Source organism: Pusillimonas sp. T2 (assembly GCF_002236805.1).
Lineage (GTDB): Bacteria > Pseudomonadota > Gammaproteobacteria > Burkholderiales > Burkholderiaceae_B > Neopusillimonas.
Window position 1 is genome coordinate 519589 of sequence record NZ_NIQA01000001.1, and the last position, 16654, is coordinate 536242.

Below are 16654 nucleotides of genomic sequence, written 5' to 3' on the forward strand. Positions count from 1 at the left end.
AATACTCGAAAATAGTCAAGCAATGCGATAGCATACCGTGTTAATTAAAGCGGTGCGCGTTGCAAACTAACCACGGGCTTGTTTTTGCAATTGCCAACCAGGTTGACACGCAATCTTCAGTAACAGGAAATATGCGGGCCAAACACGGGCCGTTCACATGCCAAACATGTCAAAAAAACAGCCAACCGACAAACCCACACATCACTATATTACCGGCGGCCTAATGCTGGTGGCCCTTGGCCTTTTTGCTACAGCCGGCGCGCTGGCGGTGGTCAAGCCCATTACCGAAGCAGCTCCCCCTGCAGTATATCAAGCGCGGCAAACACTTAGCTTGCCCAGCACGCTTCCCACTCTGCCCGAAGTCGCCCTCGAACAGTCGCCGTTCATCGACGAGACACGTATTCGGCCGGGCGACACACTGGCTGCCGTCTTGCAACGTCTTAACGTCCAAGAAGCCAACCTGCAGCAGTTTTTGGTCCAGAACGAAGGCGCGCGCTCTATTTACAAACTGTACCCTGGCCGCACCGTACAAGCCGCCCTTGATGCACAAGGTGGGCTGCAATGGCTTCGCTATTACCACACGCCGGGTGCGCGCGACGGCAACGCATTCGTTTCCAAATGGCTTGAAGTACGCCCCGATGGCAACAACGGCTTTACTGCGCTAGAACAAGCCGAAGCCACCGAAACCCAAATGCGTATTGCCGAAGGCGAAATTACCCATTCGCTGTTTGGCGCCACTGACGCTGCCAACATCCCCGACGCCATTACTTTTCAGATGGCCGAAATTCTGGGTAGCAAAATCGACTTCATGCGCGACCTGCGCAAGGGCGATCGCTTTCGCATCGTTTACGAAACGCACTCGCACGAAGGCAAAGAAGTCGGCTCAGGCCGAGTTTTGGCGCTCGAGTTCAACAACGGCAACAAGACCTACGATGCTGTCTGGTTCCAACCCGAAGGCGAATCAGGCGGCTACTACGATTTCGACGGCAAAAGCCTGAAAGGCGCTTTCTTGCGCTCAGCCCTCAAGTTCTCTCGCGTCAGCTCTACGTTTGGCATGCGTCGTCATCCGGTACACGGCAGCTGGCGGGGCCATAACGGCGTCGATTACGCTGCGCCTACCGGTACGCCTATCCATGCCACCGCCGACGGCGTTGTCGACTTCATCGGCAACCAAAATGGTTTTGGCAAGATCGTCATCCTCAAGCATGGCAACAACATCTCTACCTATTACGCCCATCAAAGTCGCTTTGCCGACGGCCTTAGCAAAGGTGACCGGGTCGAGCAGGGCCAGCTTATTGGGTATGTCGGGTCTACCGGCTGGGCGACCGGCCCGCACTTGCACTACGAATTCCGCGTTGGCGGCAGGCCTGTCGACCCGCTGTCAGTCGACCTGCCCGTCGCCAAAGTGCTAACGCCCAAGCAATTGGCTGCGTTCCAGTCAAAACTCGACAGCTTCCAAAGCCACTTCCAGTTGCTGGCCGCCTTGCAAGACGAAGGTAACAGCGCCGAAGACGCCGAGGTCAAACTCGCCAGAGCCGAATAAGCCAAGGCAAGCACCCCACCCCCAGCGGTGGGGTTTTCATTTCAGCGGTTACTTTTTATGCCTCAAGCCCCCGCCTATTACATTGGCCTGATGTCGGGCACAAGCACTGACGGAATCGACGGCGTGCTTGCCGATTTCAGTCGCTCAAACCAGCCCCGCACGCTGGCCAGCGCGTCACTGCCCTTGCCCCCCGAACTACGCCAAACCTTGCTGTCCCTGAACATCAGCGGGCCCGACGAGCTGGTTCGTAGCGCCCATGCGTCTAATCAACTGGTTCAACAGTATGCCCAAGTATGCGCAAAACTACTCGAACAGACCGACCTGGACGCCAGCCAGGTTGTGGCCATTGGCGCCCACGGGCAAACCGTCAGGCACGACCCGCTTGCCGGTTACACACTGCAGCTGAATGCGCCGGCCCTGCTAGCCGAACTCTCGGGTATTGACGTTGTTGCCGACTTTCGTACCCGCGACGTCGCCGCTGGTGGCCACGGCGCACCCTTGGTACCCGCCTTCCACCAGGCCTTGTTCTCGTCGACTTACCCGCGCACCGTGCTAAACTTGGGCGGCATAGCCAACATCACCATACTCGAACCCGGGCAGCCTGTTCGCGGGTTCGATACCGGCCCGGCCAATGTACTAATGGACCTCTGGTGCCAGCTAAAAACAAGCCGCCCCTACGACCACAAGGGGCAATGGGCAGCCAGCGGCAGTGTCAAACCCCAATTGCTGACCTTGCTGCTCGAAGACCCGTGGTTTCGCCTACCCCCACCAAAATCAACCGGCCGCGACCTGTTCAACCAGGCCTGGCTCTCAACCCGACTCAGCGCCTGGCACGCAACTAATCCACACCAACCCCTGGCTGATGCCGACATACAAGCCACACTTCTGGCACTGACGGCACAAACCGTGGTCGATGCTGTGACTGCCCATGCCAGCCGCACACAAGAACTTTTGGTTTGTGGTGGCGGCGCCCTGAATGACGCCCTAATGACCGCTCTGCGCGAGCGGCTTGACTGCCCGGTGCACGCCACCAGCCATGTCGGGGTACCGGTACAAGACGTCGAAGCACTGGCGTTTGCCTGGCTGGCGTGGGCGTATGTAAACAACCACCCAGCCGGCCAACCGTCGGTAACCGGGGCCCGACGGGCCACCATACTGGGCTGTTTGCACAAGGCCTGAACCCTGTCGCTTAAATGCGGCAGTAACGCTAATCTTCCTGCGCCAAAAATCCGCCGCTCTGGTGCTGCCACAGCCGCGCATACACACCATTCTTTTTCAACAGTTCAGCGTGACTGCCCTCTTCGATAATCTTGCCGTCATCAAGCACAATCAAGCGATCCAACGCAGCAATCGTCGACAAACGATGGGCTATGGCGATCACTGTCTTGCCTTCCATGATCTCATTCAGGCTCTCTTGAATGGCCTGCTCGACTTCCGAATCCAGCGCACTGGTCGCTTCGTCGAGTAACAAAATAGGTGCATTTTTAAGCATGACCCGGGCAATAGCAATACGCTGACGCTGCCCACCGGACAACTTGACGCCCCGCTCGCCAACCAGCGTGTCGAAACCCCGGTTACCCTTAGGGTCGCTCAATTGATTGATAAATAGATCGGCCTGGGCACGCCGTGCCGCCGTCATGACATCGTCGTCAGTGGCGTCGGGGCGACCATAGGCAATATTGTCGCGAATAGATCGGTGCAACAACGAGGTGTCTTGCGTAACCATACCAATAGCACTGCGCAGGCTGTCCTGGCTGACTTGGGCGATATCTTGGCCGTCGATACGAATTTGACCCGAGTCTACATCGTAGAAACGCAACAATAAGCTGGTGAGCGTAGACTTGCCGGCGCCAGACCGACCCACCAGGCCGATTTTCTCGCCCGGTTTGACACGCAGGTTCAAGCCATCGAACACCTGGCGCTCGCCGTTGTAATTAAACGAAACGCTGTCGAAGGTGACGTCGCCTTGTTTGACCTGCAGCGCGGGCGCCCCGGGCTTGTCTTGCACTTTGGGTGGGTGCGTTAAGGTGGCAATGCCATCTTGCACCGTGCCAATGTTCTCGAACAGCGACGCCATTTGCCACATGATCCAGTGCGACATGCCATTGATACGCAGTGCCATAGCCGTTACGGCGGCCACTGCCCCGGTACCGACTTCGTTGGCGTGCCAAAGCGCCAGGGTGTAACCCCCTGCCGCCAGTATCAGCCCCACCACCAACGCCTGGTTCACGATTTCAAACTGGCTGACCAGCCGCATTTGCCGGTAACCCGTTAACTTGAAGTCTTCCATGGCGGCACGCGCAAACTGGGCCTCGCGCCGGGTATGCGAGAACAGCTTTACCGTAGTAATGTTGGAATAGGCATCGGTAATGCGCCCCGTCATTGATGAGCGGGCGTGCGCCTGCTCTTGCCCAACCTTACCCAGGCGCGGCACAAAATAGAACATGGCCAGCGCATACAGAATGATCCAGCCCACAAAAGGCAGCATCAGGCGCAGGTCGAAACTGCCCGCCAGGGCAATGATGGTAACGAAGTACACCCCCATGCCCACCACAATTTCGCAGAACGTCAGCAGTACGTCGCGTACGGCCAATGCGGTCTGCATGACTTTAGTCGTCACCCGGCCCGCAAACTCGTCAGCAAAAAAAGACAAGCTTTGCCGCAGCATCAGGCGGTGGAAATCCCAGCGCAAACGTAGCGGCAAATTAATGGCAAGGGCCTGATGCTGCACCATCGTACGTAAAGCCACCAGCACAATACTGGTAACCAACACAATGCCAATACCCCACAGCACACTACGCTCGTGGCTCGATATTGGGCCATTGGCATCCCATACGGCCAGGTAATCAACAACTTGACCTAAAAACGCAAACAGCCAGGCTTCGTAGATAGAAACGGCAGCGCTGAATACCGCTAGCCAAGCAATATAGCCGCGCGCACCGCGGGTGCACGCCCATAAAAATGGCAGCAGCCCCTTAGGAGGTACCGGCACTGCATCGGGCGGAAACGGATCAAGCAGGCCTTCGATTCGGCCAAACACATCGGGTTTCATGATTGAGATGCCCTTGAGTAAAACAAAAGAGCCCTGGTCCGTAAGGAACAGGGCCCTGCGATACCGTGAAACGGATCAGAAAGCGGGTTTACGCCGAGAACGACGAGCCACAGCCGCAAGTAGACGTTGCGTTGGGGTTCCGAATGACAAACTGCGAGCCTTCGAGGTCGTCTTTGTAGTCGATTTCGGCGCCGACCAGATACTGGAAGCTCATGGGGTCGATTAACAGCTGGACACCTTCTTTGTCGATGGCAGTGTCATCTTCATTGATGACTTCATCGAACGTGAAGCCATACTGAAAACCCGAGCAACCACCGCCTTGCACGAAAACGCGCAATTTGAGTTCGGGGTTGCCTTCTTCGGCGAGCAGGTCTTTGACTTTTGCCGCCGCAGCATCGGTAAACACCAGGGCTGGTGGGGGGGCTTGAAGATCAACGGATTCAGTCACATTGCTCATTTTTTAACTCCGGTACGGCCAATGGCCGCCATTGAACTGCATTTACACATAGACCCGCACGACCTAGTCGGCAGCCAGATTAACAGTGCGTGTTGCACGTACGGCCGAGCCTTCCATGACGTTAAGCGTTACCGACTTGGGCACAAAACCCTCGGGTAAATCAAGCAGACCTTCGGCACGCTGGAACTGGTCGAAACTGAGTTTTAACGGGGTAGACTGGCTTTGCTCGGTGTTGCTTGCACCAACCCCGGCTGCGGGCTTTAACGTTATTTTAACGTTTTTCCCTTTTTGCACCCCATTAGCCACAAACTCCATAAGGCCATTAAAGCCAGAACCCGACGTACCGTTGCGCATCAGCAGCACCCGATAAGACAACAACCCTGCCCTGGGCTCGATATCAAACGCTCTGACGGTCACTGCGCCAGCGGGACCAGGCGGCAACAACTGCTCGTAGAAGGCCAACCGTTCGCGAGCGCTGGCAAGATCAGACTGAGCGGCATTCAGCGTGGTTTCGAGACTAGTGCGCGTGGTTTGCTCGACCAGCAACTGGCTTTGAAGCGCGTCGCGCTCGGTGGTCAGTTTAGCCATATCGAAACCCATTTGAGCCACGGTAACGTCGAACCGGGTTTGCAAGGCTTCGAAGCGGCTGGCTTGATCGCCCGACCGCGTATGCTGACCAAACATAAAACCAGCAAATAGTGCGGCCACCACCACGACTAGCCAGACAATTTTTGGCCAGTGACGTACCAGGCCGACTTGATTGTGTTTCATACAGAGTCGACCCGAAAACTACGGAAAAGTTCCGTCGCGCAGGTGCGCGGCACCCGCTTATACGTCAGGGCAAAACCGCCACATGATTGAGCCCGGTGGTTTCGGGCAGACCAAACATCAGGTTCATATTTTGCACGGCCTGACCAGACGCCCCTTTGACAAGGTTATCTTGAATAACCAGCACCACTAATTGACCGGGGCTGGGGCGGTGAACGGCAATACGCAAATGATTGGACGCCCGCACAGAACGGGTTTCGGGCTGGCTGCCCGGCGGCATGACGTCGATAAAGGCCTCGTCGGCATACCGTGCCTCGAAGAGCGCCTGAAAATCGGTGTCGAGTGCTTCGGGCAAAATACGCAGATAAAGCGTCGAGAACATACCGCGAATCATGGGCACCAAATGCGGCACGAACGTCAAGCCGACAGGCTTGCCGGCAATGGCTGACAGCTGTTCGGCAATTTCGGGGTGATGACGATGCCCGGCTACCCCGTAGGCCTTGAAACTGTCGCTGGCTTCGGAGAACAAGGTAGCCACCTCGGCCTTACGACCAGCGCCCGATACCCCCGACTTGCAATCAGCAATAATGTGCTGGGTGTCGACCAGCGCCTTGCCGCCTTCGAGCAAGGGCAACAAGCCCAGGATAACCGTGGTGGGATAACACCCTGGGTTACCCACCACACTGGCGCCAGATATTTTCATACGGTTAAGTTCGACCAGACCATAGACCGAATCGGCCAGGATGTCGGGGCAGACATGCGGCATTTTGTACCATTTCTCGAAGACCGCCGTGTCTTGCAAACGAAAATCGGCAGCCAGGTCGATAATGCGCACGCCCTTGTCTAGCAAGGCCTGCGCCTGACTCATGGCCACGCCGTGTGGCGTAGCAAAAAACACCACGTCGCACTGGTCGAGCGCCGCATTTTCGGGTGTAGCAAAGCACAGGTCGACGTGGCCACGCAGGTTGGGATACATCTGGGCAACCGGCATGCCGTCTTCTTTGCGCGACGTAATCGCGGTGAGTTCGACGTTGGGGTGCTGCGACAGCAAACGCAACAGCTCGACACCGGTGTAGCCCGTGCCGCCCACAATACCTACCTTGATTTTCTTGCCCAATGCACCTGACATGATGTTCCTTGAAAATTTGAGTGCCTAACACCGTAATTATGCAACGCCTGCGCGACTTATGCAGGCACAAAGCAAAAGCCCCGGCATGACGCCAGGGCTTTTGACTGGACCGCGCAATACCACTGCAGCGGCCCGGGGTACACAAAACAATTAGCGCTTGCTGAACTGCTTGCGACGACGTGCTTTGTGGAAACCCACTTTTTTACGTTCGACTTCGCGGGCATCGCGAGTAACGAGACCAGCCTGCTTGAGCGCGGGCTTGAGGGTTTCGTCGTAGTCGATCAGGGCGCGGGTGATGCCGTGACGCACTGCACCTGCCTGACCGCTTTCGCCACCACCGTGAACGTTGATGTGAAAATCGAACGACTCGAGGTGACCCGTGAGTTCGAGCGGCTGGCGAACCACCATGCGACCCGTTTCGCGAGCGAAGTATTCATCAACAGGCTTACCGTTAACAACGATTTTGCCCGAACCTTTTTTCAAGAACACACGTGCTACCGAAGTTTTGCGGCGGCCGGTGCCATAGTTCCAATTACCGATCATGACCTATCCTTAGATTTCCAGCGGTTTAGGCTGCTGAGCGGAGTGCGGGTGCTCGGCGCCGGCGTAAATCTTGAGCTTCTTGGCCATGGCATAACCCAGGGGGCCCTTAGGCAACATGCCTTTGACCGCTTTCTGGAGGGCACGACCAGGAAAACGCTGCTGCATTTTCTGGAAGTTGGTTTCGGTAATACCGCCGGGGTAACCCGAGTGACGGTAGTAGCGCTTGTCGAGGGCTTTATTGCCGGTAACGACGATGTCGGCCGCGTTGATGATAACGATGTAATCACCGGTGTCAACGTGTGGTGTGAATTCTGGCTTGTGCTTGCCGCGCAGACGACGTGCGACTTCGCTGGCCACACGCCCGAGGACTTTACCCTTGGCGTCAATCACGTACCAGTCACGCTTGACTTCATGCGGCTTGGCCACAAAGGTCTTCATGATGGTTCCTAATAAATTAAAGCGCAAAGCCGGCGCCAAAAAATGCGCAAGCCCGCACATATTAAACATGTGGTTTCTTTTACCAAAAGCGCCAAAGCGTTGTTATAAGGCCAACTTAAACGACCCAGTGCCAACAAGCCTTGCTTGAAAACACCCAGCCTCGTTGCCCCACGGTTCGCCCGTGCACTTCCAGAAAAGCCCACTATAGTAGCATAAATTATTGTTTTTGTTGAATCTTATTTCTTGGCACGCGCCAACGCGACATTCAGGTAGTTATCGTAACTGCCCTCGGCCAGACGGAACCAGGGCGAGACTTCGTCGCGGAAACCCATGTAGTTATCAAACACTTTCTTGAATTGCGGATACTTGTCGCAAAACTCTTTATAGACCACATTCGCGGCATCAAAAGAAGCGTTCATGACATCAAGCGGAAACGCCCGCAGCACAGCGCCACTGGCAACCAGGCGTCGTAAGGCCGAAGCATTATGCGCGTCGTAATCGGTAAGTAATTGCTGACCGGCGTAACGGGTGGCCATAGCAATAATGGCCTGATACTGCTTGGGCAACTGGTTGTAAGCGCCATCGTTAACGTACAACGACAACTGGGCAGAGCCTTCCCACCAACCCGGGTAGTAATAATATTTGGCTACCTTTTGCAAACCCAGTTTTTCGTCATCAACGGGCCCCACGAACTCGACCGCGTCAAGCGTACCCTTTTCAAGCGAAGGGTAAATGTCGCCCGGTGGGATTTGCTGGGGCACCACGCCCAGGCGCGAAAGCACTTCGCCGGCAAAACCGGCCGTGCGCATTTTCAGGCCCTTGAGGTCTTCGGGTGTTTTGATTTCTTTGCGATACCAGCCGCCCATTTGCGTGCCGGTGTTACCCATGGGGAAATTGACGATGTTACGGGTAGCAAACAGCTCGCGCATCAGTTTGAGGCCGTCGCCCTGATCCATCCAGGCATTCATTTGACGGGCATTCAAGCCGAACGGCACGGCGGTGTCAAAACAGAAGGTCGGGTCTTTCCCGTAAAAATAGTAAGACGCCGTTTGCCCACACTCGACGGTGTTGTTGCTGACGGCATCCATGACACCGAACCCAGGTACGATCTCGCCACCGGGGTACAAACGAATACTGAAGTTACCGCCCGAAGCCTCTTCGACCATTTTGCAGAACGTTTGCGCCGAACTATACAGAGGCGGCAACGAAGGCGTGTAGGTCGAGGTCATTTTCCAGCTGACCTTGGGGTTGGCTTGTGCCATAACGGGTGCGCCCAACGCGGCCGTGCCAGCCACAGCACCCATACCAGCCTTTTTCAGAAATGAACGACGTTGCATGCAGTACTCCTACTGGCCGGCAATGGCCATTTGCTCGATAAGAATAGAACCGGTCGACTTGGACCCACGCACGATGGTGTCGGCGCCAACGGCCACAATTTGCCGGAACATATCTGCCAGATTCCCGGCAATGGTGACCTCTTGAACAGCATGGACGATCTCACCATTTTTTACCCAGTACCCAAACGCGCCGCGCGAATAATCACCCGTCACGTAATTGACGCCCTGCCCGATAAGCTCGGTGACCAGAAAGCCCGTACCCATTTTTTTAAGCATGGCCCGGAAGTCGTCGTCGGGATTGGTGAGCCGCGACGTTAGGCTTAAATTGTGCGAACCGCCGGCATTACCCGTGGTTTGCATCCCCAGCTTGCGTGCAGTGTAGGTAGACAGAAAGTAGCCTTGCAATACGCCGTTGACCACCACGTCGCGGGCCTGCGTGCGCACGCCTTCGTCGTCGAAAGGCGTGCTGCCCATGCCGCCTACTACCAGCGGGTCTTCTTGCACATTAAGGTGGTCTGCCATTACGGGCTTACCCAACGCATCGAGCAGGAAACTGGCCTTACGGTAAAGCGCGCCCCCACTGGTTGCCTGAACCAGAGAACCCAACAGACCCACCGCCAGGGGCGCCTCGAAGAGCACCGGGAAACGACCCGTTTTAATGCGCTTGGCCGACAAACGCGATAACGTCCGTTCGGCGGCGTAGCGGCCGACTGCAGCGGGCTTAGCCAACAACTTAGGGTCGCGCACCGAGCTGTACCAGTAGTCGCGCTGCATGTGGTTGCCCTTGCCGGCAATAGGCGCCACCGACAAGCTGTGGCGCGAGTACGGATACCCCCCCAAAAAACCACGGCTGTTGCCCAGCACAAAATGACCTTCGAAAGTTGCGACAGACGCGCCTTCGGTGTTGGTAATTTGCGGGCTGACATCGCGCGCCGCTTTTTCGGCTTTGAGCGCCAGCTCGGCGGCTTCGTCGGAAGACACCCCCCAGGCATGATGCAACTTCAGATCGGGATAGTCGTGTGCCAGGAACTCGGCATCGGGCAGGCCTGCGGCCGGATCGGCCGCCGTATAGCGCGCAATGTGCCAGGCAGCGTCGACAGTTTCGCGCAAGGCCTTTTTAGAGAAGTCGGACGTTGACGCCGACCCGCGCTGTTGACCCGCGAATACGGTGATATCGAGCGACCGGTCGCGCGTTTGCTCGACGGTTTCAATGCCCAGATTACGGACAGACACAGACAAGCCGGCACTTTCGGAGACCTCGGCCGCAGCGTCGGAAGCCCCCAGAGATTTAGCGTACTTGAGGGCGTCTTGCACAAGCTCGCGAAAACGCGCCTGGTTTTCAGAAATGGGAAGAAGTGACTTGGATTTTTTGCTCATCGCAGCTCTTATCAGGTTAGGCAGTTATCATATCGCCAATTACGCTTTGATTTCATCGGCCAACATGCATAACCATCCTGAACACGAACTCGACGACGACTTCGACGATCGTCCGCCCAGCAAATCACAAGTCAAGCGCGACATGCTGGCCCTGCAAGACCTGGGCAAGCAATTGGTCGACCTGTCGCCCGAAAAAATCAAACAACTGCCACTTGAAGAAAAGCTGTTCGAAGCCATCCGATTGGCGCAGCGCACTACGGCGCGCGAGGGCAGACGCCGCCAGATTCATTACGTGGGCAAACTGATGCGCGACGCCGATGCCGATGCTATCCGGCACCAGCTTGATATCTGGGAAAATGGATCACGCGAACAAACTGCGGCCATGCACCGTCTTGAGACACTGCGCGACCTGTTGTTGCAAGACGATAACGCCCTGACCAAGCTGCTTAACGAGTACCCCGGCGCAGATGTTCAGCATTTGCGCGCCCTGATTCGGGCCGGGCGAAAAGAAGCGGAAAACAACCAGACCTTACGACCGGGCCAAACGCCGCAGCGCAAGCACTATCGCGCGCTCTTCCAGGCCCTTAAAGCACTCGACGACGCCGCCTGAACATGACAACACTAGAAACACTGGAAATCGAAACTGCCCCCAACCCAACGCATGCCGTCATCTGGATGCACGGCTTGGGCGCCGACGGCAACGACTTTGCACCCATCGTTCCCGAACTGGGCCTGGGCTCATCGCCAGCCATTCGCTTCATTTTCCCCCATGCGCCGGTTCAACCCGTGACCATCAATAACGGTATGCACATGCGGGCGTGGTACGACATTTTGTCTATGGATATTGGCGGGCGTCGCGAAGACGAAACAGGCCTGCGCGCGTCGCAAGCGGCTATCGAAGCGCTGATTGCCCGCGAAAACAGCCGGGGCATCCCCACGCAAAACATTGTGTTGGCCGGGTTTTCGCAAGGCTGTGCCATGACGCTGCAGACCGGGCTGCGACACGCCGAACCCCTGGCTGGTCTGGTGTGTTTATCGGGCTACTTGCCCTTGGCTGACACACTAGCGAACGAACGTCACACCGCCAACGCGAACATACCTGTTTTTATGGCGCATGGCACCCAAGACCCGGTCGTCGCCATCGAACGCGCTCAAGCTTCGCACGACGCCATGACCGCACTAGGCTACGGTATTACCTGGAAAACCTATCCCATGCCACACTCGGTATGCCTGGAAGAAATCCGCGACATCTCGGCCTTCCTCAAACAGGTTCTGGTCTAAGCCCCCGGGCGCCCGTTTTGCCAGACGGCACCTAAGCCCCCCTCCCTCTGCTAGTCATCGCCCCCCGTGGCGGCGATGCCTGCGCATCTGCCTGCCAATTCCGCTCCAAACATCAGGGTAAATCCGGCCAAGCGCACTATTGCGTAGCGCCCGAAACTTCTTTACCGTAAGTGTATGCATTTGCATAAATTCGCGCCCACCACCTTAAGCGCCATTTTCAGCAATGCAATCGTCGCTAGGCTTCCCGGAAAATGCACACACGGAGAAAAAACCATGAACAAATCTTTGATGGCCCTGGTTTTATCAGCAGTTGCAGCAGCGCCCGCATACGCAGAAGAAATACCAACTTTGCGTGTGGGCTGGATGATTCCGGCCGAAGAGGCAAAATACCTGATGATCAAACGCCCCGAGCTGTTCCCCGACCTGGGCAAAAAATACAAAATCGAATGGTCTCAGTTCCAGGGTACGTCACCCATGATGCAAGCTTTGCGCGCAGGGGTGCTCGATTGCTCGACCATGGCGCCGCTCTCCATGGCACAGGCCTACCTCGAAAGCGGTCTCGAAAGCTATATCGTGGCGCAGCATGCCCACGAAGAGAAAGGTTATTTTTCGCCTTACTGGGCAGTAAAAAAAGACAGCCCCATCAAATCAGCCGCTGATCTCAAAGGCAAAATCATAGGTACCAACGCCTATGGCACCGGCATGTACTTCCGGATGCTCTTGTGGCTGAAGCAACAAGGTATCGACTACGAAAAAGATGTCAAGATCGTAGAAACCGGCTTTCCCGCCTCGGCCGACGCCATTCGCACGGGCCGCGTCGATAGCGGCCCGTTGGTACAACCCTTTGCCCTGCTGGCCGAAGAAAAGGGCGATTTACGCCCCCTGTTTACCTTGTCCGAGGTGCAGTCTCCTACCGTCTACAGCTTCGAGGGCTGCAGCAAGGCCTATGCCGACAAACATCCCGAGGTCGTTCGGCTGTACGTAAAAGACCTGCAGCGCGCCATGACAAAATTGCTTGAAGACCGCAAGCTGGCAGTTGAAGTCACCGCAGAAGTGACCCGGGCACCTGCGGCAATGCTCGACAAGTATCTCTTCACCGACAAAGACTTTACGCATATCGCCACCATGAAGCCCGACACCAAGGCCATTCAAGAACTACTAACCCTGCAAAGCGACGCCGGCTTTTTGTCCAAGCCCGTCGACGTATCCAAATTCGTACGCCCCGACATCATGGCCCCCATCGAATAAAACAAACCTGACAATACAAAAAAGGGCCGCAATGCGGCCCTTTTGCTATGTTCCAAACCATGAGGGCTTAATTATCAGCGCGTCATGGTGTCATGAAAGAAATCAACCAAAACCTGATTGAACTTCTCCAGTTCTTCGAGCTGAGGATTATGTGCGCTTTCTTCGAAAGCTACCAGGCGTGCATTCGGCAAACGCTCAGCCAGTTTCTTGGCGTCGTCAAAAGGCTGCTTTTTATCGTGCACGCCGTGCAAAATTAACGTGGGCACCTTAAGGGCCGAAACCCGGCTACCCAGATCGGTGTTTTGCAACGCCTGGCCCAACATTTTGGTAGCGTAGATAGGCCACTGCAACATAGTGTCGATAACCGCCTGGCGGGTAGCCGCCCCGGGATCACGATAATAAAAGCCGTCGTTCACTAGCTTTGCCGTCGCTTCGACTTTATTTCTTGCCATCCCTTGCGCATAAGCCTGCCAGCGTTCGGGCGAGAATCCGCCCCGCTCGCCCTCGGTTTCAAGAAAGCGAGCGCCGCCGCCGGCCAGCGCAAGCCCTCGTACGCGATCTGGGTGACGTAGCGCCATGGTCAGGCCAACATAAACACCCACGCCATGACACACCAGATGAAAACGGGACACCTTGCATTGTTGCAGCAAAGCTTCAAGATCGTCGGCAAGACCATCGAACGTATAGCCATGACCCGGCTTGTCGCTTTGACCGTGCGCCCGCTGATCGTAGACGACTGTACGGAACGTGTCGGTGAGCTGATAAACCTGCTGCTCCCACATTTCGTGGCTGGTACCGCCGCCATGTATAAAAACTATGGGCTCACCCTGCCCATAGTCTTCGTAATAAAGGTTAACTCCCGGTTCAACACTTGCCCATGCCATGGATGTCTCCTGTTGTTATTGGCGCGAAACGTTAATGTTCTGACAACCCCTCATCAAGCGCAAGCCACACGCGACGCATCGACGGGTCTTCGGCGTCGGCGTCGTTCTGGAAGCCAAGGCGCGTCATCAAGCCCAGCATCGCCCTGTTGTTGGCCAGGACAAAGCCTTCGATGTAGCCCAACCGTTGGGCTCTGGCCGCCTCGATCAACCCTTGCAGCAGCTTCTTGCCCAGACCATGCCGCTGCCATTTATCGGAAATGACCAAGGCGTATTCAGCCCCAAGGCCGTCGGCATTGCGAAGGTAGTGGGCAAAGCCCACAATTTGCTCTTGTGGATGCCCCCGGTGGGCCGGATTAGGCACCTGCACCGTAGCCACCAGCGCCAATTCCCGGTCGTAGTCGATGCGGGTATAGCGCGCCAGCATGCTGGGCGTGAGTTCGCGCAACATGGACACAAACCGCATATAGCGCGACTCGTCGGACAGGTCGCGTACGAACAACTGAAGCGGTTCGGCGTCCTCAGGACGAATAGGTCGCATCATCCAGGGTTCGCCATCGGCAAATTCGTGCGACTTGACCAACTGCCGCGGATACGGGTGGATCGCCATGTGGCCGTAGCCCGAATTTTCGGGCAGGGCAGCAAGCTCAGAGGGCTTGACCTCGACCTGAACACCTTGCGCGAACAGCTGCATATTGCCGGCCCAAATCGGGTCAATCAAGACATTAGCCAGTTCGGGTAGTTCGCACACCATGTCTGACAAGCGTTCGAGCACTTCTTGCAGGCGTTCGTAGGCGGCAGGGCTCATTTGATGCTTGAGTACACGCCGCCATATTGCACTGCGCTCGACCAACTGACGCGCCAGGAAGCCGTTAAGCGGTGGCAGTTCAATAGCGCGATCGCGCGCAGAAATTGCCGAACGCCCGCCGGAGCCAAAATTAATGAAGGGCCCATAAAGCGCATCGACGCCTACACGAATGGCCATGGGCACGTCATCGACGTGCTGCAACCCGGGGAAGTCGGCGTCGGGTTGCAATAACTCGAGAGGGATATCGAAATACGAAAACAGGTTTACGCACTCGGACAGCGTCAGATGCTGTCGCCCTTCGGCCAGCACCTGCGCCACCAGCTTGCGTGCCTCATCGACTTTTGGCAGGCGTACCAAAGGCTCGGGCGGCAGCGTCTGCAACGACAGTGTCTGGTTGTAGTGATAGGCAGCCAGAACGCCAAACGCATTGGTGGCCGCTTCGGGGGTACGGAACGACGGAATGCCGACCTCGTCGAGCATGCGGCGCAACGGCCGCATACTGGCCTCGCCCATCAGGCAGGCCATAATAGGTTTGGGTGCTTTGGGCGCCATGGCCGTGACTTGCCGCACCACTTCGGCCATATCGGCACGCGAGTCGGGGGCCAGCAACATCAGCAAGCCATCGACATTGGGGTCGTCCATGAGCGCCGCCAACATCAGACGCATGGTTTCGGGGACGAGCGCCGCACGCGTTACTACCGGATTCTTGACCTGAGCCCGAGGCTCGAGGCTCTCGGACAAAGCATTGACGGTAGACAATGAAAACTCGGCCGGCACAACCGCGGCGGCCTCGCCCATGATATCAAGTGCCAACTGAGGCGGACCGCTGCCATTGGAAAACAAAGCGATACGCCGGCCCTTGGGGCGAACCGGACTGCGCAACACCTTGATTGCGGAAAACAGCTGCACAAAGTAAGGCACCCGCACCGCCCCCGCGCGCCGTAGCAACGCATTAAAGACTGCGTCGCTTAACGAGTTAGGGTTACGCGCGCCCTGCCCGGCACGCAGCACGACCACCGGTTTGACAGATGCGGCGGCACGCAATGCACTAGTGAGTGCTCGCGACGACGCCACATTATCGAGATACACCGCAATGCTGTCGGTACGAGAGTCGGTAGCCAGGTAATCGAGCACTTGCGCAATGCCCACGCTGGACTCGTCGCCCATGGAAACAACCGTTGAAAACCCCAGATTGGCATCGCGGGCCCAATCGAGGACGGCGCTGAAAATAGCCTCGGACTGCGAGACAAGCGCTACCTTTCCGGGTAACGCCAAGTGCGACGACAGGCTAAGGTTAAGCCCGGTGTGCGTGCGCTGCAGTCCCAAAGACCGGGGCCCCAACACCATGCAGTCGTGCTCGCGGGCGAACAACCGACACAGCTGTGTATCGTGCGCAGGGTCAATAGACGGGTGGTCGGGCGACAGCACGATCAGTGCGCGCGGACGATGCGCCTGCAAAGACCACAAGGCCTGGTTAAGCATACGTCCGGTAAGCGACACGACAGCAAGGTCGAGCCGCGCCCCCTTGGCTACGCCGGTCAGGGTGGCCGGCAGTTTGACCGACTGACCCGGCTGTGCCACAACCACGGTAGCCTGACCGCGCAAACGTGGCGGCAAACTTTGTGCGGTGGCAAGGCCCTTGGGGCCCACAACAAGCACCGAAAGCGGATCGAAAAGTGCAGCGAGGCGATGGCGAAGCATGGTGTTGAATCTGTACCTTAAAATACCGGGATTGCACTTGATGTCGTGACGCATCTTCGCGTCGATACAACCCCAACATTATTATCTATCT

General features: G+C 56.8%; 15 protein-coding genes. 5 read left to right on the forward strand and 10 right to left on the reverse strand.

Annotation, left to right across the window (positions count from 1 at the left end):
- Nucleotides 1–166 precede the first annotated feature (166 nt).
- Nucleotides 167–1543, forward strand: a complete 1377-nt coding sequence (locus PuT2_RS02360; RefSeq protein ID WP_371596182.1) for a peptidoglycan DD-metalloendopeptidase family protein — start codon at nt 167–169, stop codon at nt 1541–1543.
- A 57-nt stretch (nt 1544–1600) separates the two neighbouring features.
- The gene (locus PuT2_RS02365; protein ID WP_093969413.1) at nt 1601–2722 is read left to right on the forward strand and encodes an anhydro-N-acetylmuramic acid kinase; all 1122 of its coding nucleotides are present in this window, start codon (nt 1601–1603) and stop codon (nt 2720–2722) included.
- 28 nt (nt 2723–2750) lie between these two features.
- Here PuT2_RS02365 and PuT2_RS02370 read toward each other — a convergent pair whose 3' ends face one another.
- From PuT2_RS02370 to pmbA, 8 genes are all read right to left on the reverse strand, one after another.
- Nucleotides 2751–4595 carry an ABC transporter ATP-binding protein gene (locus tag PuT2_RS02370; protein WP_093969414.1) on the reverse strand — a complete coding sequence of 615 codons (1845 nt, stop codon included), beginning with the start codon at nt 4593–4595 and terminating at the stop codon, nt 2751–2753.
- Nucleotides 4596–4683: 88 nt separating this feature from the next.
- A complete protein-coding gene (gene erpA / locus PuT2_RS02375; RefSeq protein WP_093969415.1) occupies nt 4684–5052 on the reverse strand; it encodes an iron-sulfur cluster insertion protein ErpA in 369 nt (122 codons plus the stop codon).
- Between the two features lie 63 nt (nt 5053–5115).
- Nucleotides 5116–5823, reverse strand: a complete 708-nt coding sequence (locus PuT2_RS02380; RefSeq protein ID WP_093969416.1) for a DUF6776 family protein — start codon at nt 5821–5823, stop codon at nt 5116–5118.
- 64 nt (nt 5824–5887) lie between these two features.
- Nucleotides 5888–6949, reverse strand: coding sequence for an N-acetyl-gamma-glutamyl-phosphate reductase (argC, locus tag PuT2_RS02385; protein WP_093969417.1), 1062 nt, complete (start codon nt 6947–6949; stop codon nt 5888–5890).
- Nucleotides 6950–7099: 150 nt separating this feature from the next.
- A complete protein-coding gene (gene rpsI, locus PuT2_RS02390) occupies nt 7100–7492 on the reverse strand; it encodes a 30S ribosomal protein S9 (protein WP_093969418.1) in 393 nt (130 codons plus the stop codon).
- Nucleotides 7493–7501: 9 nt separating this feature from the next.
- On the reverse strand, nt 7502–7930 hold the full coding sequence (rplM, locus tag PuT2_RS02395; RefSeq protein WP_093969579.1) for a 50S ribosomal protein L13: 429 nt from the start codon (nt 7928–7930) through the stop codon (nt 7502–7504).
- 236 nt (nt 7931–8166) lie between these two features.
- Nucleotides 8167–9267, reverse strand: a complete 1101-nt coding sequence (locus PuT2_RS02400) for a TRAP transporter substrate-binding protein (protein WP_093969419.1) — start codon at nt 9265–9267, stop codon at nt 8167–8169.
- 9 nt (nt 9268–9276) lie between these two features.
- Entirely contained in the window at nt 9277–10644 is a 1368-nt protein-coding gene (gene pmbA / locus PuT2_RS02405) for a metalloprotease PmbA (RefSeq protein ID WP_093969420.1), read from the reverse strand.
- A gap of 64 nt (nt 10645–10708) precedes the next feature.
- On the opposite strand from pmbA, the gene yjgA reads away from it, so the two are divergent.
- The 3 genes from yjgA to PuT2_RS02420 all read left to right on the forward strand — a co-directional run bounded on the left by yjgA (nt 10709) and on the right by PuT2_RS02420 (nt 13173).
- Nucleotides 10709–11254: a ribosome biogenesis factor YjgA gene (gene yjgA, locus PuT2_RS02410; protein ID WP_093969580.1), complete on the forward strand. Its 546-nt coding sequence runs from the start codon at nt 10709–10711 to the stop codon at nt 11252–11254.
- 2 nt (nt 11255–11256) lie between these two features.
- The gene (locus PuT2_RS02415) at nt 11257–11925 is read left to right on the forward strand and encodes an alpha/beta hydrolase (protein ID WP_093969421.1); all 669 of its coding nucleotides are present in this window, start codon (nt 11257–11259) and stop codon (nt 11923–11925) included.
- A gap of 273 nt (nt 11926–12198) precedes the next feature.
- Nucleotides 12199–13173 carry an ABC transporter substrate-binding protein gene (locus PuT2_RS02420; RefSeq protein ID WP_093969422.1) on the forward strand — a complete coding sequence of 325 codons (975 nt, stop codon included), beginning with the start codon at nt 12199–12201 and terminating at the stop codon, nt 13171–13173.
- A gap of 74 nt (nt 13174–13247) precedes the next feature.
- Here the strand turns inward: PuT2_RS02420 and PuT2_RS02425 are convergent, their stop codons facing one another.
- Nucleotides 13248–14057 (reverse strand): alpha/beta fold hydrolase, encoded by an 810-nt coding sequence (locus PuT2_RS02425; protein WP_093969423.1) that lies wholly within the window; start codon nt 14055–14057, stop codon nt 13248–13250.
- Between the two features lie 31 nt (nt 14058–14088).
- Nucleotides 14089–16563 carry a GNAT family N-acetyltransferase gene (locus PuT2_RS02430; protein ID WP_093969424.1) on the reverse strand — a complete coding sequence of 825 codons (2475 nt, stop codon included), beginning with the start codon at nt 16561–16563 and terminating at the stop codon, nt 14089–14091.
- Nucleotides 16564–16654: the final 91 nt, after the last annotated feature.